At 71.5% G+C, this 21,879-nt stretch carries 16 protein-coding genes; 11 read left to right on the top strand and 5 right to left on the bottom strand.

Going from position 1 to position 21,879, the window contains the following annotated elements:
• Positions 1 to 993, top strand: a complete 993-nt coding sequence (locus WH85_RS00505) for an aldo/keto reductase (RefSeq protein ID WP_045739583.1) — start codon at positions 1 to 3, stop codon at positions 991 to 993.
• Here the strand turns inward: WH85_RS00505 and WH85_RS00500 are convergent.
• Positions 990 to 1,592 carry a TetR/AcrR family transcriptional regulator gene (locus tag WH85_RS00500; protein ID WP_045739582.1) on the bottom strand — a complete coding sequence of 201 codons (603 nt, stop codon included), beginning with the start codon at positions 1,590 to 1,592 and terminating at the stop codon, positions 990 to 992. The two genes, WH85_RS00505 and WH85_RS00500, sit on opposite strands and share 4 nt — an antisense overlap.
• Positions 1,593 to 2,025: 433 nt before the next feature.
• Between WH85_RS00500 and WH85_RS00495 the strand changes: the two genes are divergently transcribed.
• From WH85_RS00495 to WH85_RS00475, 5 genes are all read left to right on the top strand, one after another.
• Positions 2,026 to 2,781 (top strand): hypothetical protein, encoded by a 756-nt coding sequence (locus tag WH85_RS00495; protein WP_157410654.1) that lies wholly within the window; start codon positions 2,026 to 2,028, stop codon positions 2,779 to 2,781.
• Between the two features lie 235 nt (positions 2,782 to 3,016).
• Positions 3,017 to 3,964, top strand: coding sequence for a helix-turn-helix domain-containing protein (locus WH85_RS00490; protein ID WP_045739580.1), 948 nt, complete (start codon positions 3,017 to 3,019; stop codon positions 3,962 to 3,964).
• A gap of 152 nt (positions 3,965 to 4,116) precedes the next feature.
• Positions 4,117 to 6,900, top strand: coding sequence for a helix-turn-helix transcriptional regulator (locus WH85_RS00485; RefSeq protein ID WP_045739579.1), 2,784 nt, complete (start codon positions 4,117 to 4,119; stop codon positions 6,898 to 6,900).
• 196 nt (positions 6,901 to 7,096) lie between these two features.
• The gene (locus WH85_RS46555; RefSeq protein WP_052720034.1) at positions 7,097 to 7,720 is read left to right on the top strand and encodes an alpha/beta hydrolase; all 624 of its coding nucleotides are present in this window, start codon (positions 7,097 to 7,099) and stop codon (positions 7,718 to 7,720) included.
• 243 nt (positions 7,721 to 7,963) lie between these two features.
• Positions 7,964 to 8,956: a TerC/Alx family metal homeostasis membrane protein gene (locus tag WH85_RS00475; protein ID WP_245673757.1), complete on the top strand. Its 993-nt coding sequence runs from the start codon at positions 7,964 to 7,966 to the stop codon at positions 8,954 to 8,956.
• Here the strand turns inward: WH85_RS00475 and WH85_RS46550 are convergent.
• Positions 8,898 to 11,987, bottom strand: coding sequence for a PAS domain S-box protein (locus WH85_RS46550; RefSeq protein WP_052720033.1), 3,090 nt, complete (start codon positions 11,985 to 11,987; stop codon positions 8,898 to 8,900). The two genes, WH85_RS00475 and WH85_RS46550, sit on opposite strands and share 59 nt — an antisense overlap.
• Before the next feature lie 74 nt (positions 11,988 to 12,061).
• Here WH85_RS46550 and WH85_RS00465 point away from each other — a divergent pair, with 74 nt between their 5' ends.
• Entirely contained in the window at positions 12,062 to 14,092 is a 2,031-nt protein-coding gene (locus WH85_RS00465) for an ATP-binding response regulator (protein ID WP_245673756.1), read from the top strand.
• Positions 14,093 to 15,249: 1,157 nt separating this feature from the next.
• On the opposite strand, the gene WH85_RS00460 is transcribed toward WH85_RS00465, so the two are convergent.
• The gene (locus WH85_RS00460; RefSeq protein WP_045739577.1) at positions 15,250 to 15,462 is read right to left on the bottom strand and encodes a hypothetical protein; all 213 of its coding nucleotides are present in this window, start codon (positions 15,460 to 15,462) and stop codon (positions 15,250 to 15,252) included.
• Between the two features lie 101 nt (positions 15,463 to 15,563).
• On the opposite strand from WH85_RS00460, the gene WH85_RS00455 reads away from it, so the two are divergent.
• The 3 genes from WH85_RS00455 (at position 15,564) to WH85_RS00445 (ending at position 18,912) form a co-directional block, all read left to right on the top strand.
• Positions 15,564 to 16,697 carry a cytochrome P450 gene (locus tag WH85_RS00455; protein WP_045739576.1) on the top strand — a complete coding sequence of 378 codons (1,134 nt, stop codon included), beginning with the start codon at positions 15,564 to 15,566 and terminating at the stop codon, positions 16,695 to 16,697.
• A 25-nt stretch (positions 16,698 to 16,722) separates the two neighbouring features.
• Complete coding sequence (locus WH85_RS00450; protein WP_045739575.1) at positions 16,723 to 17,646, top strand: diacylglycerol/lipid kinase family protein; 924 nt, start codon at positions 16,723 to 16,725, stop codon at positions 17,644 to 17,646.
• A gap of 135 nt (positions 17,647 to 17,781) precedes the next feature.
• Positions 17,782 to 18,912, top strand: a complete 1,131-nt coding sequence (locus WH85_RS00445) for an MFS transporter (RefSeq protein ID WP_045739574.1) — start codon at positions 17,782 to 17,784, stop codon at positions 18,910 to 18,912.
• On the opposite strand, the gene WH85_RS00440 is transcribed toward WH85_RS00445, so the two are convergent.
• Positions 18,833 to 20,014, bottom strand: a complete 1,182-nt coding sequence (locus tag WH85_RS00440; RefSeq protein ID WP_157410653.1) for a glycosyltransferase family 2 protein — start codon at positions 20,012 to 20,014, stop codon at positions 18,833 to 18,835. The two genes, WH85_RS00445 and WH85_RS00440, sit on opposite strands and share 80 nt — an antisense overlap.
• Positions 20,011 to 21,138, bottom strand: a complete 1,128-nt coding sequence (locus tag WH85_RS00435) for a helix-turn-helix domain-containing protein (protein WP_045739573.1) — start codon at positions 21,136 to 21,138, stop codon at positions 20,011 to 20,013. The genes WH85_RS00440 and WH85_RS00435 overlap by 4 nt, the downstream gene beginning before the upstream one ends.
• Before the next feature lie 374 nt (positions 21,139 to 21,512).
• On the opposite strand from WH85_RS00435, the gene WH85_RS00430 reads away from it, so the two are divergent.
• Positions 21,513 to 21,809: a hypothetical protein gene (locus tag WH85_RS00430; protein ID WP_157410652.1), complete on the top strand. Its 297-nt coding sequence runs from the start codon at positions 21,513 to 21,515 to the stop codon at positions 21,807 to 21,809.
• Positions 21,810 to 21,879: the final 70 nt, after the last annotated feature.

Genomic DNA, 21,879 nt, shown 5'->3' with positions numbered 1-21,879 from the left:
ATGCAGATACGCACACTGGGCAACGGCCTCGAAGTCTCCGCGATCGGCTTCGGCGCCATGGGCATGAGCCACGGCTACGGGCCCGGCCCGAGCCGCGCCGAGAACATCGCCCTGCTCCGGGCCGCCGTGGACCGCGGCGTCACGCTCGTCGACACCGCCGAGGTGTACGGGCCGTTCGTCAACGAGGAACTGGTCGGCGAGGCCCTGGCCCCGGTCCGCGACCAGGTCGTGATCGCCACCAAGTTCGGGTTCGCCTTCGACGCCGACGGCGGCCAGGTGCCCGGCGCGGTGAACAGCCGGCCGGAGAACATCCGGGCGGTGGCCGAGGCCTCGCTGCGGCGGCTGCGCACCGACACGATCGACCTGTTCTACCAGCACCGGGTCGACCCGGACGTGCCGATCGAGGACGTCGCCGGGACGGTCCGGGAGCTGATCACGGCGGGCAAGGTGCGCCACTTCGGGATGTCCGAGGCGGCCGCCGCCACGGTCCGCCGGGCGCACGCCGTGCAGCCGGTCACCGCCGTGCAGAACGAGTACTCGCTGTGGTGGCGTCAGCCCGAGCGGGAACTCCTCGGCACACTCGCCGAACTGGGCATCGGCCTGGTCCCGTTCAGCCCGCTCGGCCGCGGCTTCCTGACCGGCGCGATCACCACGGACACCGCCTTCGCCGAGGGCGACATGCGCAACGGCCTGCCCCGGTTCGGTGCCGAGGCGCGGGCGGCCAACCAGGAGCTTGTCGACCTGATCGGCACCGTCGCCGAGGGCCTCGGGGCGACCCGGGCGCAGGTCGCGCTCGCCTGGTTGCTCGCGCAGCGGCCGTGGATCGTGCCGATCCCGGGCACCCGCAAACTCGAACGCCTGGAGGAGAATCTGGGCGCCGCCGGCCTGGCCCTCTCCGAGACCGACCTGGCCGCGATCGAACGGGCCGCCACGCAGGTCGAGGTGGTCGGCGACCGCTATCCGGCGGCCCAGGAGCGGCTGACCGGACGTTAGGACCGGGCCGCACGCCGCCAGGGCCGCAGACAGTGGTCGATCATCGCCAGCTGCCGGGCCGGCTCGGACAGCGGTGAGCCCATCACCGCGTGCACCTGCTGGGCGAGCGCGATGGAGAGCAGCACGTCGATGACCTCGTCGTACGGCACGGCCGGGTCGATGTCGCCGTCCTCCACCGCCTCGGCCAGCCGGTCGCGCAGCATGCCGCGCCACTGGTCCTCGACGACGTCGTTGATGACGGGCATCGTGTCGTTGGCGGCCATCCGCCCCCAGAAACCGACGACGACGTGCGCCTCGTCGCGGGTCTCCTTCTCCAGCGGCAGGATCTCGCGGAGAGCCGCGTCGAGCGCCGCCAGCCCCCGCCGGGACGCCGTCGCGGCGGCGATCCGGTCGTTGGTCCGATCGGTGATCCGGTGGAACGCCCCGGCTGCCACCGCATCGAACCCGTCGAAGTAGTGCCAGAGGGCGCCGGCACCCATGCCGAGCTCGGCTGCTATCGCCCGGCTGGTGGCGGCGGGCAGCCCGTCCCGGGCGACCACCGCGAGAAAGGCCTCGACGATCTCGTTCCGGCGCTGATCGTGATCGACGATCTTCGGCACGTGTCCGTTACCTTTCAGTACGCTCTGATGAGCACACGGTCGGCAGCCCCGCCTTCCGGTGGGGTGTCATCGGTCACGACGGCGACCGGCTCTCCGACCGTGATCGGGCGACCGATCCGGTAGGTGGGGAACGGGCAGCGTCCCGGACTCATGGCGCCGACGTGCCGTCGCGTACGAGATCCCGGTTGCCGCCGCCCACTCTTTCCATTCACGATGCCTATCCATAGCCAACTAATGATCACTGATGAGTATCGACGTGCCAGCAGGAGACTACCCCCGGATCGGGTCACGTGATCGTCACGCCACGGTCGTCTTCTTCGATCCACCGCACCGTCGGACACCGGACAGATCCCGTCACCGGAAGGGACATCCGCCGATGGTCCGGACGGTCATGCTGAAAGGCCCCGACCGAACCGACCGTGAGGTGGTGTCCATGCCGCGACCCGACGACCCGACCGCCGGAGCCCTGCTCCGGGAGATCACCGGCCTGGCCGCCGAGGTCGCCCCGGTGTCCGCGGTGGACGAGGCGCTGGACCGGATGCGGGAGCTGTGGTGGTCGCGGCTCACCCCCGCCGGCCGGCTGACCGCGCACGTGGCGGCGACAGCCCGGTCCACCCGGCCCACCCCGGTCGCCGAGGTGCTCACCGCCTGCCGCCTGGCCGGCGAGTGCGGCTCTCCGGTGCGGGTGCCCGAGTTCACCTCACTGACCACCGGCACCGTCCGGCCCGGACACCGCGGGACCTGGTCGGCCGAGGTCGGCACCCGGCCGTACGGGCTGGGCCACCTCGGCGACTTCGGCAGCATCCAGGCCGCCCGGGCCGCGGTGTGGGACACCATCGAGATGAACCGGGACCGGCTGCGCGACGCGATGCGGCAGGCCTGCCGGGAACTGACCGTGCTCGCCGCCCGCGGCTGGGAGGAGCCGCAGGTCGCCGTCTGGGCCACCGTGGACCGGCGGGCCGGCGACGACGCGTCGCTGGTGACCCTGCACGAGGTCGCCGTCCGGGCCCGGGCCGGCATCGCGGCGGCCGACCGCTGGCGGTCCAGCGAGGACTTCCCGTCGCCGGTTCCGGAGACCTCGCTCTGGCACTGGCCCTCGGTCGAACGCTGGCTGCGCGACCACGACCGGGTGCCGCCGGACGGGCTCGCCCCGGCCCGCCCCGAGCTGCCGCGCGACAGAACCTTCTAGGCACACGTTTCGTGGTCAGCGTCCGCGTGGTGACTTCAGGCGCCCAGCGCGCCCGAAGTCACCACACCCCACCACCAGCGTGGTGACTTCGGGCGGCCAGCGCGCCTGAAGTCACCACGCGGACGGGTTTGCGGCCTGGCCACGAGACGTGTCCAACGCGCTCGGTTCCCCTGGGGAAACACTCGGCGGCTACCGTGCACAGGGGACACACGGTTGAGGGCGACGGGGAACGGCCATGGGGTTCGTACTTGACACCGCGGGGCTTCCGGAAGGCGACCGGGCCGAGGCGGTGCACACCGCCATGCTGTACGCGTCCGCGCCCTGTCACGTGATCCACGAGGATCCGGCCGGCCCGATCCGGACCAGGCTGGAGGTGTGGGACCTCGGCGACGGGACCGTCTTCACCGCCCGGTCGGCCGGTCTGCGCCTGTTGCGTACCGCCCGGCAGGCCCGGCAGGACGTCATGCCGGTGATCGCGCTGTCCGTGCAGCGCCACGGCGTGGGCCGCCTGGAACAGTACGCCGAGCAGCGCATCACCCCGGCCGGCGAGCTCCTCGCGGTGGATCTGGCCGGTGCCTACGACTACTCCTGGTCGGGCGACGGCGCGGCCGGCTGTCTGCAGTTCCCCATCGACCGGCTCGACCTGCCCGCCGACGTGATCCGCCGGGCTCTCGGCCGGCTGCCGGCCAGTCCGCTGTACCCGCTGGTCGCCGGTCACATCACCCACCTGGCGCGCGATCCGGCCCGGATCACCGGCGGCACCACCGCCCCGACCGTCGCGACGGCGAGCGTGGACCTGGTCAGGGCGCTGCTCGCCTCGGCGGCCGGCGGACCGGAGTCCCGGCGGGTCCGGGAGGAGACCCTGCTGAGCCGGGTCCGCGCGTACGCCCGCCGGCACCTGAACGATCCGGAACTGGACGCGGCCCGGATCGCGGCGGCCCACAACGTGTCGGTGCGGCAGCTCTACAAGGTCTGCGCGGAGGCCGGTCTCAGCCTCGAACAGTGGATCATCAACGAGCGGCTGCGCGGCGCCCGCGGCGACCTGCTGCGCCCGGACCAGCAGCGGCGGCCGGTCGCGGCCGTCGCGCTCGCCTGGGGCTTCCGCGATCCGACCCATTTCACGCGACGATTCCGGGCGCGTTACGGCACCACCCCGGCCCGGTTCCGGCAGGCCGGGCACTGAGGATCCGGGCCGGCGAACGGTCGGCCGGGCACTGAAAGTCCGGGCCGCTGCACGGTGGGCCGGGCGTCGGATCCGGGCCGGTGCACGGTGGGCCGGATGGTGTGCGGGCAGGGCCGGTCCGGGGCGGGCCGTCCGTCGTTAGGTTCGGCCTCGTGCGGGGGCGGATCGACGAGAGCCGCGCACTCCGGCGGTTCGCCGAGAGTCTGCGTGCGGGCCGGAGAGGCGTGCTGGTGCTGCGGGGTGATCCGGGCACCGGCAAGACGGCGCTGCTCGACGAGTTCGCCGGGACGGTGTCGGGGGTGCGCCTGCTGCGGGTCCCGGGGGTGGAGGCGGAGGCCGCTTTCGGGTACGCCGTCCTGCACCGCCTGTTGATCCCCCATCTGACCGTGGTGGACACCCTCGCGCCGGTGCACCGGGTGACGCTGCGGCGGGCGGTCGGTCTCGCCGAGGGGCCCCGTCCCGATTTCGCGGCGATCGTCCGGGCCACGGCGGCCCTGTTCGACGGGCCGGACGTGTTCGACGGGCCGAGCGGGCCGGACGTGTTCGACGGGCCGAGCGGGCCGGACGTGTTCGACGGGCCGGACGGGTTCGACGGGCCGGACGGGTTCGACGGGCCGGACGGGTTCGACGGGCCGGACGGCGAGCAACCGGTCCTGTGCTGTGTCGACGACGCCCAGTGGGCCGATCCGGAGTCACTCGCGGTCCTGCGTGCCGCCGTTCCCGGTCTGCTGGTGGCCACCCGCGATCCGCTGACCGGCGCCGGTCCTCCGCCGACGGTGGTCGTGGAGCTGCGCGGTCTCGCCGAGGACGACGCCCGGGACCTGTTGCGTGCCACCGTCACCGGACCCCTCGACCAGCGGGTGGCGGCCCGTCTCGTCACGGCCACCGGCGGCAATCCCCTGGCCCTGATCGATCTGAGCCGGGAGCTGACCCCGGACCAGTTGACCGGCGCCCAGTCGCTGCCGGATCCGCTTCCGGTCGGCAGCCGGCTCGAACAGCACTACCGGCAGCAGATCCGCGACCTGCCCGACGACATCCGGACCTGGCTGCTGGTGGCCGCCGCCGAACCGAACGGTGACGCCGCCCGGATCGCGGCGGCCGCGACCGCGCTGGGTCTGTCGCCCGAAGTCCGCTCCCGGGCCGCGGGTCTGCTCGCGTTCCGGGAGCCGCTCGCCCGGTCCGCGATCTACAGTGGCGCGGCCGGATCGCGCCGCCGTGCGGTGCACGCCGCGCTGGCCGCCGCGACCACCCGGCCCGGCGACGCCGACCTGCGCGCGTGGCATCTCGCCGCCGCCTGTCCGGGCACCGACGAGACCGTGGCGGCAGGATTGGTGACCGCTTCTGATCATGCGGCGGCGCGGGGCGGGGCGATCGCCCGGGCCGCGTTTCTGACCCGGGCGGCCGAGCTCACCCCGGACGGGCCGTCCCGGGTTCCGCGGGTGCTCGCCGCCGCCGGGGCCGCCCTCGCCGCGGGTGCGCCCACCCAGACGTTGCGGCTGCTCGAGACCGTCCCGCCCGGTGCCGAGCAGATCCCGCACACCTATCCGTTACGCGCCAAGGCACTGGTCATGGCCGGTGGCGCGGACGCGTACGCCAAAGGGTCCGTGACCTGCCTGCACGCTGCACGCGCCCTGGCCGGCACCGACCCGCGCCTGGCCCGCGAGGCCCTTCTGGAGGCCGCCGAACACGCCGTGCAGGCCGGCCACCTGATCCGCGACGCCACCCCCGCCGACATCGCCGCGCTGGCCCGGCGGATCCCCGGCGACGACCTCCCCGGGCTGCTGCTGGCGGCGTTCGCCACGGCCGCCGTCGACGGCTGCGAACACGCCGTCCCGGTGCTCCGCCGGGCCGGCGTGGTGCTGCGCGACCCGGCCGTGCCCGCCGCGGAGGTGCTGCGTCACCACCTGACCGGAAGCGTCCTGGACATCGTGCGGTGGGACCCCGAACCGCATCGCGCCCTCTGGCAGCGGGTGATCACGGCGGCCCGGGAGACCGGCGCCCTGTGGCAGCTGGTGACCGCCCTGTACTGCGCCGCCACCGTGGAGGTCCAGCTCGGCGACATCACCGCCGCCGAACAGCTCCTGACCGAAAGTGCACAGGTCCGCGCGGCCATCGGCCGGACCGCCCAGCTGGAGGCGATCCACCGCCATCCCGGACTGCCCGCGTGGCGCGCCACGAGCACGTCCCACGAGTCCCCCGAGGCCGAACTCGCGGCCACGATGGAGGCGGCCGGCTGGATCGGATCCGGGTCGCTGCAGTCGCTGACCCGGCTGAGCACGGTGGTGCTGGCGCTCGGGCGGGGCGACTACGCGCGGGCCCGGGACGTGGCCCGCGACGTGTTCGAGGCGGACGCCCTCGGTCTGCATTCGCGGGTCCTCCCCGACCTCGTCGAGGCCGCCGTCCGCAGCGGCGACCGGGTCCTCGCCGATCGCGCCCTGGCCACTCTCACCGTCCGGGCCACCGCCGCCGGCACCCCCTGGTCGCTGGGGGTGCTGGCCCGCGCGCAGGCCCTGCTGTCCGCCGGGGCCGAGCCGCTGCACGAACGGGCGATCGCCCTGCTCACCGGGACACCGGCCCGCGCCGACCTGGCCCGGGCACACCTGCTCCACGGCGAGTGGCTGCGCCGCCGCAGACGCCGCAGCGACGCCCGGATCCCTCTGGCCACGGCGGTGGCGATGTTCGAGGAGATGGGCGCCACCGCGTTCGCCACGCGTGCCCGCCAGGAGCTGGCCGCCGCCTCGGCGTCCTCCTCGCGGGAAGGGCTCACACCGCAGGAGCAGACGATCGCCCAGCTGGCGGCGGCCGGTGCGACGAACAGCGAGATCGCCGCCCAGCTCTACCTGAGCGCGAACACGGTCGACCACCACCTGCGGAAGGTGTACCGCAAGCTGGACGTCTCCTCCCGCCGGCAGCTCCCCGCCCACCTGCACGACTGAACCAGGGCGGGCGTGAACAGGGCGGAAGTGGCAGATACGCGACGTCGACATCAGCGGCCAGGGGCGTTAACAAAAGGGACGGGCGAAGCAAGACTCAGCCGATACGCCCACGAGATTTGCCGGTTCGGGTGATGTCACGGCATCGTTGATCTTCCCCCGAACCTGTACTCCCCCTGGACGAAGGAAGAACATCCCCGTGCATCCTCAAGCTCCACGCCGGACGACCCATGCCTACGGCACCCCCGCCAACCTGCTCGTCTACGACCGTTGGGGACGGTTCGGCCGGCCGGTCGTGCTGCTGCACGGACTGCTCTACGACCGGACCATGTGGTGGCCGGTCGCCGCGGACATGGGCGGATCGTGCAGTGTGCTCGCGGTCGACCTGCCGGGGCACGGGCAGTCCGCGCCACGCGGCGACTACGCGGTGGAGAGCCTGGCGCAGGACCTCGCGATGATCATCAACGGGCTGGACCTGCACCGGGCGCCCGTACTCGTGGCACACGCCGAGTCGGTGGTGCTGGCCGAGGCGTTCGCCGACTCCTACGCCACCAAGACGGTGATCAGCGTGGACGTGCCGGCGACGGCGGCACCCGCCGCGACCGTGGAGTCGCATCTGGCGACCGCCGATCTGGGGACCATTCCGGAGCCGTACCGGCAGTTCGCGGTGGCCCGCCGGGACGCGAGTCTGCTTCACGCGTACCGGAGCTGGTTCTCGAAGCCCCGCACCCGCCGCGCGTCGAGCCGCCCGGTCTCCCCCACCGGTTTTCCGCATCTGCGGTCCCCGGCCCGGTTCGCCCGCTCGGTCCGTGATCTTGTCTGATTCCGGCCGCTGACGTCGCCGAGCAGCCATCCCGTGACCAAGGGGTGGCTGCTCAGGGATCCGCGGAGACGGTGTCGGAACCGGGCCGGGTGACGTAAGCTGCCCGGCGAGGGGAGTACCTCCGAGAGAACGTGCGGTCATCACGGACACCTGTGTGTGTCCCCGTGCGTTCGCCCTAGACGGCTTGGCCGGCGGGGTGAGGGAGACCTCGGACGCTGAACCATGTCCGAGGGAGGACCCTTCTTGCATTCCATCGCCTCGCCCACGCTCTGGGCGATCACCATCGCCGTGCTGCTGGCACTGCTGGCTCTCGACTTCGCGATCACGCACCGACCACACGAGGTGCACATCCGCGAGGCGGTCGGATGGTCGATCTTCTACCTGGCGCTGCCGGCCGCGTTCGGGGTCTTCGTCTGGCAGGTGTACGGGCGGACGCCGGCCGTCGAGTTCTACACCGGCTACATCGTCGAGAAGTCGCTGTCGGTCGACAACCTGTTCGTGTTCATGCTGCTGCTCACCTCGTTCGCGGTGCCGGCCGTGATGGCGCAGCGGGTGCTGCTCTACGGCATCGCCGGCGCGCTGGTGCTGCGGGCGGTGTTCATCGCTCTCGGCGCGGCCGTCCTGCAGTCCGGGGTGTGGGCGTTCCTGTTGTTCGGCGCGATCCTGCTGGCCACCGCGGCGAAGGTGCTGCGGGACGCGGTCCGCGGCCAGGAGCATCAGATCGACATCGACGGTCTGCGCAGTGTGCGGTTCCTGCGCCGGTTCATGCCGGTGACCGGCGAGTACCACGGTTCCAAGATGAGCGTCATGCTGAACGGCCGGCGGACGCTGACGCCGCTGGCGCTGGTGGTGGTCGCGGTCTTCACCACCGACCTGGTCTTCGCGTTCGACTCGGTGCCCGCGGTGTACGGCGTGACCGAGGACCCCTACCTGGTCTTCGCCACGAACGCGTTCGCCCTGCTCGGCCTGCGCGCGCTGTACTTCGTGCTGCGCAGTCTGCTGGACCGGCTGCGTCACCTGAACTACGGCCTGGCGGTGATCCTGGCGTTCATCGGGGTCAAGCTGGTGCTGCACTGGGCGCACAGCGTCTGGACCTGGCTGCCGGACATCCCCACGATGGCGTCCCTGGTCGTCATCCTCGGCGTGCTGGCGGTGGTCACCACCACGAGCCTGCTCGCTAACCGACGGGATGAGCTTGCCGAATCCGCTCCACCGCCCGGTGGGCGAGCTCGATGACCGGTCGCGCGGCGGCGTAGGACGCGACCGCGGTGTGCAGGTCGTCGCGGCGGGCGTCGTCCTCCAGCCGTCCGCAGGCGTCGGTGGCCGCGATCGCACCGAGGTTCGCCAGCACCCCTTTGAGCTGGTGGGCCTCCATTCGCAGGGCGTGCGCGTCCTCCAGGGCGAGCGCGTGGGAGATCCGCTCCAGGTGTTCAGGGATCTTGCCGGAGAGGTGGGCGAGGAGCCGGCCGAGGGCGTTCTCGGTGGCCACCGGATCCGGTCCGCGAAGCTGGTCGAGGCGGCGTTCGATGTCGGCGACCGGCAGTTCGGGGCCGGTGATCCGCTGCTCGAGCACCTGGGCGACGTCGGCCGGGACGAGCGGTTTGGCGACGTGCTCGTCCATCCCGGCCGCCAGGCAACGGGCCCGGTCCTCGGCGAGCGCGCCGGCGGTCAGCGCGATGATCGGGACGTGCCGGCCGGGTGGTTCCCGGCGGCGGATCTCGGCGGTCGCGGCGTACCCGTCCATCTCCGGCATCAGGCAGTCCATCAGGATCGCCTGGTACTCGTGGCGGGTGGCCAGGTCGACGGCCTCCCGCCCGTTGACCGCCACGTCCGCGCTGTAGCCGAGGTTGGCGAGGATGCCCAGCGCGACGATCCGGTTGATGTCGTTGTCCTCGACGACCAGCAGGTGGCCACGCCCGGTGACCGGGCCGCCGGTGCACTCCGGCTCCTCGGCCGGGCCGGCGAGCGCCCCGATCAGGGCGTCGTAGAGCTGGGACTGGCGCAACGCCCCGTCTGCGCCGGTCAGCAGGATGGTCTTCGGCCGTGGGCAGCCGGGCGGGATCATCTCTTCGCCGGTGGTGCTGCCGGTGTCCAGCAGGACCACGTCGACCGGCCGTCCGGCCGCGGCCGCCTCACCCAGGGCCGCCCGGGCGCCGGCCGCGTCGGGCACCCCGGCCACGTCCATCGACCAGGCGACGAGTTGTTCGATCAGGGCGCCGCGGTCGTCGGCGCCAGGCTCCACCACCAGCACCCGCAGGCCGTCCAGGCAGTGCCGTTCGAACTGTCCCAGCTCGTCGCGGGCGGCCCGCAGGACGACCGTGAACCAGAAGACGCTGCCCTGTCCGGGGACGCTGCGCACGCCGATCCGGCCGCCCATCAGCTCGACCAGGTTACGGCTGATCGCCAGGCCCAGTCCGGTGCCGCCGAAGCGCCGGGTGGTGGTCGCGTCGGCCTGGGTGAACGCCTCGAACAACTCCTCCTGCCGGCCGGGCTCGATGCCGATGCCGGTGTCGTGGACCTCGAAACGGACCGGCATCGCGTCCGGTCCGGCCGGGCGCTCGCCGTCGACGGTGACGGTGATCGTGACCCGGCCCTCGGCGGTGAACTTGACCGCGTTGCCGGCCAGGTTGAGCAGCACCTGCCGCAGTTTCGCCGGGTCGCCGCTGACCGCGCCGGGCAGCCGCGGGTCGCAGTGCCCGGTGACGGTGAGCCGCGTGTCCGGTTCCGGCGGGGCGACCAGGGCGACCACCTCGTCGACCAGCCGGCGGATCCGGAAGTTGGCGTCCTCGATGAGGACTTTGCCGGCCTCGAGTTTCGAGAAGTCCAGAATGTCGTTGATCACCGCGAGCAGAGCCGTGCCGGCGGTGCTGATGCCCTCGGCGTACCGGCGCTGCCGGGCGTCGAGCCGCGAATTGAGCAGCAGCCCGGTCAGGCCGATCACGCCGTTCATCGGGGTCCGGATCTCGTGGCTCATCGACGCCAGGAACTGCGACTTCAGCCGGGCCGTCTCGAGCGCCTGGTCGCGGGCCTCGGCGAGGGCCTGCTCGGTCTGCCGCCGGGCGGTGATGTCCCGGACGAAACCGTGGAAGTGGATCTCCCCGTCGGCCCGGAGCCGCCACATGGTCAACTCGACCGGGATCTCGTGGCCGTCCTGGTGGGTCGCGGTCATCTCGGAGGGCCGGTCCAGCAGCCACTCGAGCCGCCCGACGAGCAGCCGGGTCAGCGCCGTCCGGTACCGCACCGGCAGGATCGTGCCGTCCACGCCACGGCCCAGGATCTGCTCCCGGCGCCAGCCGAAGACGTGCTCGGCCTGCCGGTTCCACTCCAGGATCAGGCCGCGCCCGTCCATCGTGAAGAACGGGTCGCTGGCCGCGTGCATGATCATTTCGAGCTGGTCACGTTCCACCCGGCTGCGCTGGTCGGCCTGCACCCGGGCGGTGATGTCGTGGGCGACCGTGGAGAGCCCCACCACCATGTCGTCGGAGCCGCGGACCGGCGCCATGCTCAGCGACACCTCGATCTCGGTGCCGTCCTTGCGCCTCCGGCGGGTCTCGTACCGGGTCAGATGCTCCCCCGCCAGCACCCGGCCGAGCAACTCCCGCTCCTCGCCGAGACGGTCGTCGGGAAGCAGGCTGGTCACGTCCCGGCCGATCATCTCCTGGGCGGTGTACCCGTAGAGCTGCTCGGCCCCCTGATTCCAGGTCTTGATCGTGCCGTCGAACTCCTTGCTGACGATCGCGTCCTGGGAGGCCTCGACGATCGCGGCCAGGCGGGCGTTCAGATGCGCCGAGTGGTACTCGGCGCGACGCAGGTGGGTGACGTCGCTGCTCACCCCGAAGATCGCGTACGGCCGGTCGCGCCGGTTGCGCAGCACGTACATGGTGGTGACGAAGCGCCGCAGTTCACCGTCGTGCTCGAAGTCGTCCTCGTACGCGATCGGCGTCCCGGACCCCAGCACCGCCAGGTCCCGGCGGCGGATCTCGGCGAGCCAGTCGGCCGGGTGGACGTCCCGGTCGTACCGGCCGGCGGTGGTCCCCGGAGTGAGTCCGTGCAACTTCTCGTACGCGCCGCTGACCAGGCGATACCGTCCGCTCAGGTGCTTCACGAAAGCCGGGGTCCCGGTCTCCTCCATGATCGCGGCGAGGTAGAAGTACTGGTCCAGCCGGCGGCGGGCGTGCCGCCGCAGGGCCTCTGTCCCGAGCACCGCCCCGGCCGCCGCGAACACGCTGCTGACCAGCCGGTACGCCCTCCGGTCCGGCGTTCCCACGGCATCACGGTACCTGTGATCTTTTTCTGCTTTAGCCTTATTCAGGACATACCGCTCAGCGCAGAGGAGCCGTGGTGGCGACAGTGATGGTCGTCGACGACGTGGCCGCCAACCGGGACATCGTGCGGATGCTCCTCGGGTTCCGCGGCCACGACGTGATCGAGGCCCACGACGGGGCCGACGCTCTCCGCCTGGCCCACGTGCACCATCCCGACATCGTGGTCTCCGACGTGCTGATGCCCGGGATCGACGGCCTGGAACTGGTGCACCGCCTGCGTACCGACCCGGACCCGCTGGCCGCCCAGGCGCCGGTGATCTTCTATACCGCGAACTACCTGGAACCGGAGACCCGGCCGATCGCCGAAGCGTGCGGCGTCAGCCAGGTGGTGCTGCGGTCCCAGGACCCCGACACGCTGCTCGACGCGATCGACACCGCCCTGGCCGGCGGACCGGTCCTGGTCGACGTGACCGCCACCGAGGAATTCGTCCACGCCCACATGCAGGCCGTCAACACCACACTGATCGAGAAGGTACGCGAGTTGCACGACACCGAACGCCGGTTCGAGGCGATGGCCTTCGCCTCACCGGTCGGCATCGGCATCCTCGACTGCCGGGGCAACGCCGACTACGTGAACTCGCGACTGGCCGAGATCCTGCAGATGCCCGAGGCGCGACTGCTCGGACGAGGCTGGACCGCGTGCGTCGACCCGCCCACCCAGGACACCGCGATGCGCCTCCTCGGCGGGGCCGGCGGCACCGCCGAACTACGCTTCGACCACCGGCTGACCTGGTCCGACGGGACGGTGCGGCGGTTGCGCGTACACCTGCGGCAGATCACCGACGAGGACGGCGCGCTGACCGGTGGGGTGCTGATCGTCGATGACGTCACCGACCTGGTCTCCGCCGAGGAACGCCTGCGCGAGGAGACACACCGCCGCGAACAGGAGTCGCACCGGCGGCAGGACGAGGCCCGCAACCGCGACGCGGAACGCCTGGACAGCCTGCGCCGGATGGCCGGCGGCACCGCCCACGACTTCAACAACATCCTCGGCGCGATCCTCGGATACGCGGCCCTCGCCATCGAGACCGTCACCGACGGCCGCGACGACGGGACGATCCCCGCACACGCCGTCGACGCGCTCCTCTCCGACCTGAGCCACGTCGTCAAAGGTGGCGAACGCGCCAAGGGCCTCACCCAGCAACTGCTCGCCTTCGGCCGCCGGGAGATCATCCGCCCGGCCCCGTTCAACATGAACACGCTGCTGCGCAACTCGGCCGAGGCGCTACGTGGCGCGGCCGGCGACGCCGAACTGATCCTCGACCTCGACCCGCAACTGCCCGACGTGCAGGCCGACCCGGCGCAGATCACCCAGGCCCTGCAGAACCTGGTCCGCAACAGCGGCGAGGCGATGCCGGACGGCGGCACGGTCACCATCACCACGGCGACCGAAGACGATCAGGTGGTGGTGCGGATCCGCGACACCGGCACCGGCATGCCGCAGGACGTACTCGACCGCGCCTTCGAACCGTTCTTCAGCACCAAACCGGCGAGCGGCACCGCCGGGCTGGGCCTCTCCACCGCACACGGCGTGATCAGCCAGGCCGGCGGGCAGCTCACCCTGCGCTCCGACCCGGGCCGCGGCACCACCGTCACGTTCGCGCTGCCGGCCATCGCCGCGCCGCCGCCCCCGCCGCCCGCCGTGAAACCCGCGCATCACCGCCCGGCCGGCGAAACCCTGCTGCTGGTCGACGACGAGGCCGCGTTGCTGCAGGTCACGGCCAGGGTACTGACCAGCGCCGGCTACACCGTGCTGACCGCCCCGGACGGCGCCGAAGCCTTGAAGATCCTCGAACAGCACCCCGGCCACATCGCCGCCCTGGTCACCGACGTGGTCATGCCCGGCATCAACGGCCGCGAACTGGCCAAGATCGCCAGCGCCCGCAAGCCGCACCTGACCATCGTCTTCGTGTCCGGTTTCGCCGAGGCCCTGATCGACGAGCACGGCAACAACCTGGAGCCGGGCTCGACAATCCTGGCAAAGCCGTACACGCGCGAAAAGCTGGTAGCCACCGTGCGCGCCGCCCTAGAAACCGCAAAAGCCTAAAAATCCCGCTTTTGTACGTGCCACTACTCCCTCAACCGCACCATCCCCGTCCCGGGCCCTACCCAGACGTTCGTGGCCCCGCCCTCAACAAACCCGCCCCAAGGGCGAACCCGCCATCGAGGGTGAAGCCCACAAACGAGGGTGAAGCCCACCGGCAAGCAGGCCGACAACCGCTGACGACGGCCGAGTCAACCCAGCCGTCGCTGACGGCCGGCCGATCCGGTCCAACCGTCACCGCCAGCCCACCAAGTCGACCCAGCCGTTGCTGACGGCCCACCACGTCGACCCAGCCGTCGCCGGTGGCCGAATTCCACCTCCAGAACAACCGTGGACAACGGCCCAACCCGCCCAGCCGTCGTCCATGGCTGCCCCAGAGATCCACCTCGACCACGAGCAACGGCCCGATCGGCCAAGCCGTCATCCACGGCCGTTCAGAAGGCAAGACCTAGACACGTTTCGTGGTCAGGGTGCGAAGCCCATCCGCGTGTTGACTTCGGGCGCGCTGGACGCCCGAAGTCAACACACCCGTGGCGGTGTGGTGAATACGGGCGCGCTGGACGCCCGAAATCACCACACCCGCGGTCGTGTGGTGAATACGGGCGCGCTGGACGCCCGAAATCACCACACCCGCGGTCGTGTGGTGAATACGGGCGCGCTGGACGCCTGAAGTCACCACGCGGACCCTGATGACGAAACATGTCTAGCCACCAGCAACGGGAGGCTTGGCCGACTGCGACGGCGACCGCAACAGCGACGGCGACGGCGACGGGGCAGGACAGGACCGCGCGGGGCCGGCGAGCACCGACGATAAGAGGCTCGGCGACAAGAGGCCCGACGAACACGAACCAGGTGATATCGGGCGGCCCCCGAGCCGTTGCTGCAGGTCACCGGCGGCGCTGGGTAGCCGTGGACGACGGCTCGATCTGCTGCGCCGTCGTTGGTGGTTGAGTTCCGCCTCGCGAACAGCCACCAACGACGGCACAACCGACCGCGCCGTCGCCGACGGTTGAGATCCGCCCTCTGAACAGCCACCGACGACGGCTCGACCAACCCAGCCGTCCCAGACGGTTGGAATCCGCCCCCTGAACAACCGCGAACGACGGCTCGGCCGAGCGCAGTGCCACTGAACATTTCGATCAAGGGTTTACCGGTTTCGATCAAAGGGCTCCCGGGCCCGTCTCCACGGCGCAGTCGATGTGGAGCACCCGGGTGTGAGACGAGGTGACCACCGAGCGGAGTGCCGAGCGCAACGTCACCTCGCCGCGGACGATCACCTCGACGGCCGGGCCGGCCGGCATCGCGACCAGCGGCATCGACGGGTTCACCCAGGACGCGTGGCGGCTGTTCCACTCCGGCGGCAAGGTCGTCAAACGGGAGAGGTTCTCCCGGACGTACGCCGCGGACCCCGCACGATCTGCGGATCCGCCGCCGACGACTGACCTCGGGGCCGGGCCGTGGATACCCTGGCGACGTGGAGATCGCCTTCGACGACCCGGGGTTCGTGCTCGATCCGTACCCCATGATGGCGACACTGCGCGCGAGCGCCCCGCTCAGCTGGCACGCGCCCACCTCGCGGTTCCTGGCCTCGAGTCACGCCACGGCGAACGCGGTCCTGCGGGACCGGCGGCTGGGCCGGTTCTGGACCGATCTCGAGCCGGCCGCGGTCTACGAGCCGTTCAACCTGCTGCACCGGCATCAGATGATGGAGAACGAGCCGCCGGTCCACACCCGGCTGCGGTCGCTGGTGGCGCAGGCGTTCGGGCGCGGTCACGTCGAGCGTCTGCGGGCCGGGATCAAACCCCCTTCCATGGGTACCGAGTTCGACCTGATCTCCGACGTGGCGGAACCCCTGGCCGTCACCGTGATCGCGGAACTGCTCGGTGTGCCGGCCACCGACCGGCCCCGGCTGCGTCCCTGGTCCGCGGCGATCGTCCGGATGTACGAGGTGTCGCGCACCCCGGCCGTCGAGGCCGCCGCGATCGAGGCGTCCCGGGAGTTCGCCGACTACCTGGCTCACCTGGCGGCGGCCCGCCGTGCCGATCCCCGCGACGACCTGATCACCCACCTGACCGGGGTGGGGCTGACCGGAGACGAGTTGATCGCGTCGGTGATCCTGCTGCTCAACGCGGGTCACGAGGCGTCGGTCAACGGCCTGGGCAACGGGGTGGTCGCGCTGCTGGAGCATCCCGCCCAGCTGGCCCGGCTGCGCGCCGACCGGTCGCTGGTCGTGACCGCCGTCGAGGAGATGCTGCGGTTCGACTCGCCGTCGCAACTGTTCGTGCGGACCGCAGCCGCGGACGTGACGGTCGGTGGGGTGACCGTCCCGGCCGGGGCCGAGGTGGCCGCCCTGCTCGGCGCGGCCAACCGGGATCCGGCGGTGTTCGCCGCGCCGGATCGTTTCGATGTGGGCCGGGTCCCGAACCCGCATCTCAGTTTCGGCGCCGGTCTGCACTTCTGTCTGGGTGCGCCGCTGGCCCGTATCGAGTTGCAGTCCGCGCTGGAGGCGCTGCTCGACCTGCCCGCCCTGGAGTTCGCCGGCCCGCCGGTGCGGCACCCGTCGTTCGTGCTCCGGGGCTGGTCGGCCGTCCCACTGACCACTTCATGATCACCACTGACGATAGGGTCGTCGGGTGCGGACGAAGCAGCAGCTGACCGACGACATCCGGCGGGACCGGCGCGCGGTCCTCGTGGTCAACGCCCGGTCCCGGCGGGGACGCAAGCTCTACGAGGACGCCCACGCCCGTCTCCTGGCGGCCGGGTTCACGGTGCTCGGGTCGTACGCGGTGGACCGTGACTTGGAGGAGTCGCTGGCCGAGGCGCTGGCTCTCGGCCCCGACCTGCTGGTCGCCGGTGGCGGCGACGGGACGATCAGCACTGCCGGGCGGATGCTGGCCCACCGGGACGTGGCTCTGGGGCTGCTGCCGCTGGGCACGACGAACAACTTCGCGCGGACCGTCGGGATCCCGCCGGATCTGGACGCCGCGATCGCCACCCTGACCGACGGCAAGGTCATCGACGTGGACCTGGGGGTCGCCGGGGACATGCCGTTCACCAATCACGTCGGTGTCGGTCTCTCCGCCGAGATCATGATCTCCGCCCCGCGCCGGCTGAAGCGTGTCGTCGGGCGGATCGCCTACCCGATCACCGCGCTGGGGCTGCTGACCCGGCACCGACCGCTGACCGTGACGGTCCGGGCCGACGGTCGCGAGATCGTCTACCGGACCCATCAGGTGTACGTGGCCAACGGCGGTTTTCACGCGGGCCGCCCGATCACCGCGGACGCGGGTGCCGACGACCGGCTGCTGGTGGCCTATCCGGTGGGTGGCGGCACCCGCTGGGAGCTGCTGCGCGAGACGGCCCGCAACGTGCTGACCGGACACCGGCGGACGCTGCGCGAGCAGCCGTTCCTGGCGGTCGGCGAGTTGTTCCTGCAGACCGACCGTCCGACCCGGACCGAGGTCGACGGTGAGCCGTGCGGCGAGACGCCGCTGCGGGTCGCGGTCGACCCCAACGCCCTGCGCATCATGGCCGCCGCCGACAGCCCCGACCACTAGGACCTGTATCGAGGTGGGGCGGAGCGAGGCGGGTCCAGCCGTCTTCCACTTCGATACAAGCCCTGTCCACGAGGTCCTTTTCGTGGATCGCGTCCGGCGCTCCCCGCCGTTACAGTCATCGACGGGGGTGACTTCGTGTGGGCGACTCGGACGGTCAGTCTCGTCTTCGCCGGCAGCGGCGCCACGCAGGCGTCCTGGATGTCCCGGCTGCCGGCCGTTCTCGAGCAGACCGGCACTGGCGTCGCCGGCCTCAGCGCCGCACTGACGATGCTGGGGCTCGGCACCCTCGCCGCGATGACCCTGACCGGCCCGGTCACCGCCCGGTTCGGCAGCCGCCGGGTCGCCGGCGCCGGGTTCACCGGCACGCTGGTGTCGTTGCTCGCCATCCCGCTGGCGCAGTCACCCACCGGTCTCGCCCTGGCCCTGCTCGGCATGGGCGTCGGCGGCGGCGTCTGGGACGCCGGCATGAACATGCAGGCATCGGCCCTGGAGAGCCGGTACGACACGCACCTGATGAGCGGCTTCCACGGCTGGTGGAGTATCGGCAGCATGACCGGCGCCGGCCTGGGGCTGGCCGCCACCGCGCTCTCGGTCGGCCTGCTCCCCCACCTGAGCGCCGTCGTCCTGATCATCGCGGTGCTCTGTGCGGTCGGCCTGACCGTGTTCGGCGAGGACAAGCCGGGACGCTCCGACGCCGCCGGTCCCGCCCGGTCACCGCTGCGGCGGCTCGCGGCGATCGGCACGCTGCTGTTCTGCGGCGCGGTCGTGGAGGGTGCCGCCGGCGACTGGCTGGCCGTCTACCTCAACCAGGACCGGCTGCTCACCCACGCCGGGGCGGCTTTCTGGTACGCCCTGTTCGTCTCGTCGATGGCCGCCGGGCGCCTGGCCGCGGAACGCCCGCACCGGACGGTCGGCGCGGTCGGCCTGGTCCGGGCCGGTTCGCTGGTGACCGGGGCCAGCATCGTGCTGGTGGTCGCCGGGCCGACCGGGATCTGGCTCTACCTGGCTGCGCTCGGCTGGGGTGCCGGGATCTGCTGGGTGTTCCCGGCCGCGCTCAGCGCGACCGGCGCGCTGGCGGCACCGTCGGCGGTGGCGCTGATGACCGCGGTCGGCTACAGCGCCAGCATCGTCGGCCCGCTGGCCATCGGGCGGCTGGCCCACGCCGCCGGGCTGCACACCGCGATCGTCAGCCTGCTGCCGCTGGCTCTGGCTGTCGCACTTCTCGCTCCGGCCCTGGCCAGTGCGGACCGGGAGGCGGGCCGGTGACGGCGGTCAGCCCGAACCGGCCGATCGCGGTGATCACGTTGGCCAGGCCCGCGTCCGGCCGGTGGATCCGGCGGATCCGGGTCACGAAGGACCGCCAGGTGGCCCGGTCCCGCTGCCAGGCCTCGATGTAGCGGACGCAGTCCTTCGGCTGGATGTACTGCAGCCGGCCCTTGGCCGCGCTCAGCGCCTCCACCATCTGACTGTCACGCTCCGTGACCGGCGGTGCCGGGATTCGCGCCTCGATCGTCCGGATCAGATGCAGCCGGTCGGCCAGGAACTCCGCCCAGTACGCGTCGTCGGCGCCGATCGGCAGACCGTCGTCCAGCCGGGCGAACACCCCCTCGGCGAGCACGTCGCCGAACTCCTCACCGCGGGCCCGGTCCGGGTCGGCGAACGGGTCGTACGGTTTCTGCACGGCGACGCCCACCTGACCGACCCGCCGCAGCGCGGTGTCGCCGAGCAGGAAGAACCAGTCCTCGTTGTAGATCTCCGGGAAGAACGACTCGGTCCGGTGTGCCGGCACCACCAGGGCGCCGCCACCGATGAAGGTGTCCTGCTCGGCGCCGGTCTCCCGGTTGGCGTGGCAGACCACCGAGTTGTCCGGGAACCCGCCGACCCGCAGCCCGACGACGTCGTGGGTGGTCAGCATCGCGGCGGCCCGTTCCAGGTCGGCGGCGTCCGGGATGATGATGTCGTCGTCCAGGAAGACCACGTTGCGCCAGCCAGCCGTCCGGGCCAGCGCCAGCCCCAGATTGCGCTTGGCGCTGGTGTCGGCGCGGCGTTGCAGGCGCGACCGGCCGAGCACCGTCGACGTCTCCAGGACCGGCAGCCGGGACACCCCGTCCGGCGGGAAGTCGACCGCCACCACCCGCAGCGACGGTCGCCCGGCGAGGTGTTCGACCACCCGTGCGGCGTACGAGCCCATGCTGCACAGCACCAGCAGCGCGCAGCCCAGTTCGCCGGCGATCCGGCCGGCCTCGTCGAGGATCAGCGGGGACCGCACACTGGGGACGATGACCGCGTCCACAGTCGCCCGCTCCGGGCCGGAGGCCGAGCGCTGGATGAGGCCACGGTGCGAGCGATGGTGGCTGGCGCTGCTCATGCCTCACTCACTGCCGGCCACTCGTGCAGCCGGGCTTCGTCCTGGGTCCAGTCGGGTGTCACCACGGCTCCGTTCGGATTGATCCGGACGCGCATCAATATGCTGAACGTCGACGGATCTTGGAAGCGTTGCCGGATGTAGGTTTCGTTGCGATCGCGGAACTTCGCGTCGGTCAACGCCCGAACAGCGCCGTACGTTCCGCGACCGAACATTCCGTTACACAGTGTCACCGTTCGCCGGGCGTTGTACGGGCTTTTCCCCCGAAAGAAGTGGGCCACGTCCTCCAGAAGTGACCCGTTGCCCTCGTCGACCACCGGCTGGAACGTTTCACCGTCCCGGTGCGAGAAACAGCCGAAGTCGTCGTCGCTGGACCGCATCTGCTGGCTGATCGGCAGAGCGAGCCGCCGGGTGATGTCCCGGTTCACCGGGTTCCAGTCGACCCCGCCGATCAGCACCAGGTGCGAGGTGAAGTCGTCCTCGATCATCTCCTCCGACCGCCGGATCCGCACCTCGGCCGCCGGGTTCACCGCCCGGATGTGCCCGTGCACCTCGAGCACCGCGTCCAGGTCGGCCAGGCTGTACGCCCGGACGTAGTCGGGATCCTTGGCATCGGTGTACGGCATCCGCTCCCGGAACCGCCGCGGCAGACTGCCGCTGACGATGATGATCGGCCGCTGGTCCGGGAAGAACCAGGTCCCGCCGCCGATCGTGTCGGTGGTCGGCCCGACCAGCGGCAGCGGCAGCGGCTCGAAGGACGCCGGCTCGCCGGCCTCACGATGCTCGGCCCCGAACAGCCGCAGGCTGAGCAGCTCGGTGTGCAACTCGTCGCGCATCCGCCGCTCGTCCTCGGTCAGCTCGTTCTCGCCGAGCAACCGGGCCGGTTCGGCGCCCACCGACCGGCGGCTGGCGAAGAAGGTCGCGTAGGCCGCCAGCCGGTGCGCCGGTGGCAGCTGCGGGTCGCGGACCGACTCCCACGCGGAGATCAACGACATGCTCAGGGGACTCTCGCCGCCGAGCGCCTCGGCGACCTGGCGCTGGGTGACCTTCAGCCCCGGCCAGTGCGCGGCGCGCAGTTCCCGCAGACGGCGGGCCAGGCGCACGCCGCTGGACTCTCCCGACTGCATGAGATGAATCCTTCACCGAACTTCAGACAACTTCAATCTGCCGGTCTGTCGCTTCCGTACGAGCAGTATCGCCTGAGGCCGTCCTCAAGAGCGTGAGTGAACGTGACTGAAGACGGCGTTCACGAAATGTCAGCTTGCCTTCGTCTCTTCGGCCCACCTAGCCTGAATTTCATTGAAGTTCCCTGAAGTTACAGGGAGGCGGAGATGGCGGTGGAACGAGTCTGGCGCGGTGCCGCCCGGCCACCACGTGCCCCGCCGCGTCACCGCACGGATCCGAGCTCGCGTGCCTCACCTCTGCTGACAGGCACCCCCGAGATCCCGATTCCCAGCGCGACTCGAGGGGCACCCGCTCCTACGAACTCTCGGAGTCCGTAATGCAGAAAATACCGCCCCTGAAGATCTCCGTAAACCAGTCTCTGCGGCGCTGCGGGGTGATCGCGGCCGGGACGGTGGTCGTGCTCACCGGCGCCGGCGCCGCGGTCACCGACGAGAGCTCCCGCTACGAACTCATGGCGTACTCGTTGGGCAGTGCCCTCACGCTCTATCTCGCTGTCCGGATCATCGTCAAGCTCCGCTGGATGATCCTGCAGGCGCTGGCCGTCCTGGCGTTCGCCGGACTGGTCTACGCCGCCCTGAAGTCGCTCATCGGCATCGTCGGCCTCACCGGCTGACGAGAGCGACGACGGCCCTGCGGTGATCCGTCGCCGCAGGGCCGTCCCGGGGTTCAGCCGGGTTCAGCCG

The sequence above is a fragment of the Actinoplanes rectilineatus genome (assembly GCF_000962825.1).
Taxonomy (GTDB): domain Bacteria; phylum Actinomycetota; class Actinomycetes; order Mycobacteriales; family Micromonosporaceae; genus Actinoplanes; species Actinoplanes rectilineatus.
The sequence above is the reverse complement of the archived record's forward strand: the minus strand, read 5'-3'. Positions and strand labels throughout refer to the sequence as shown.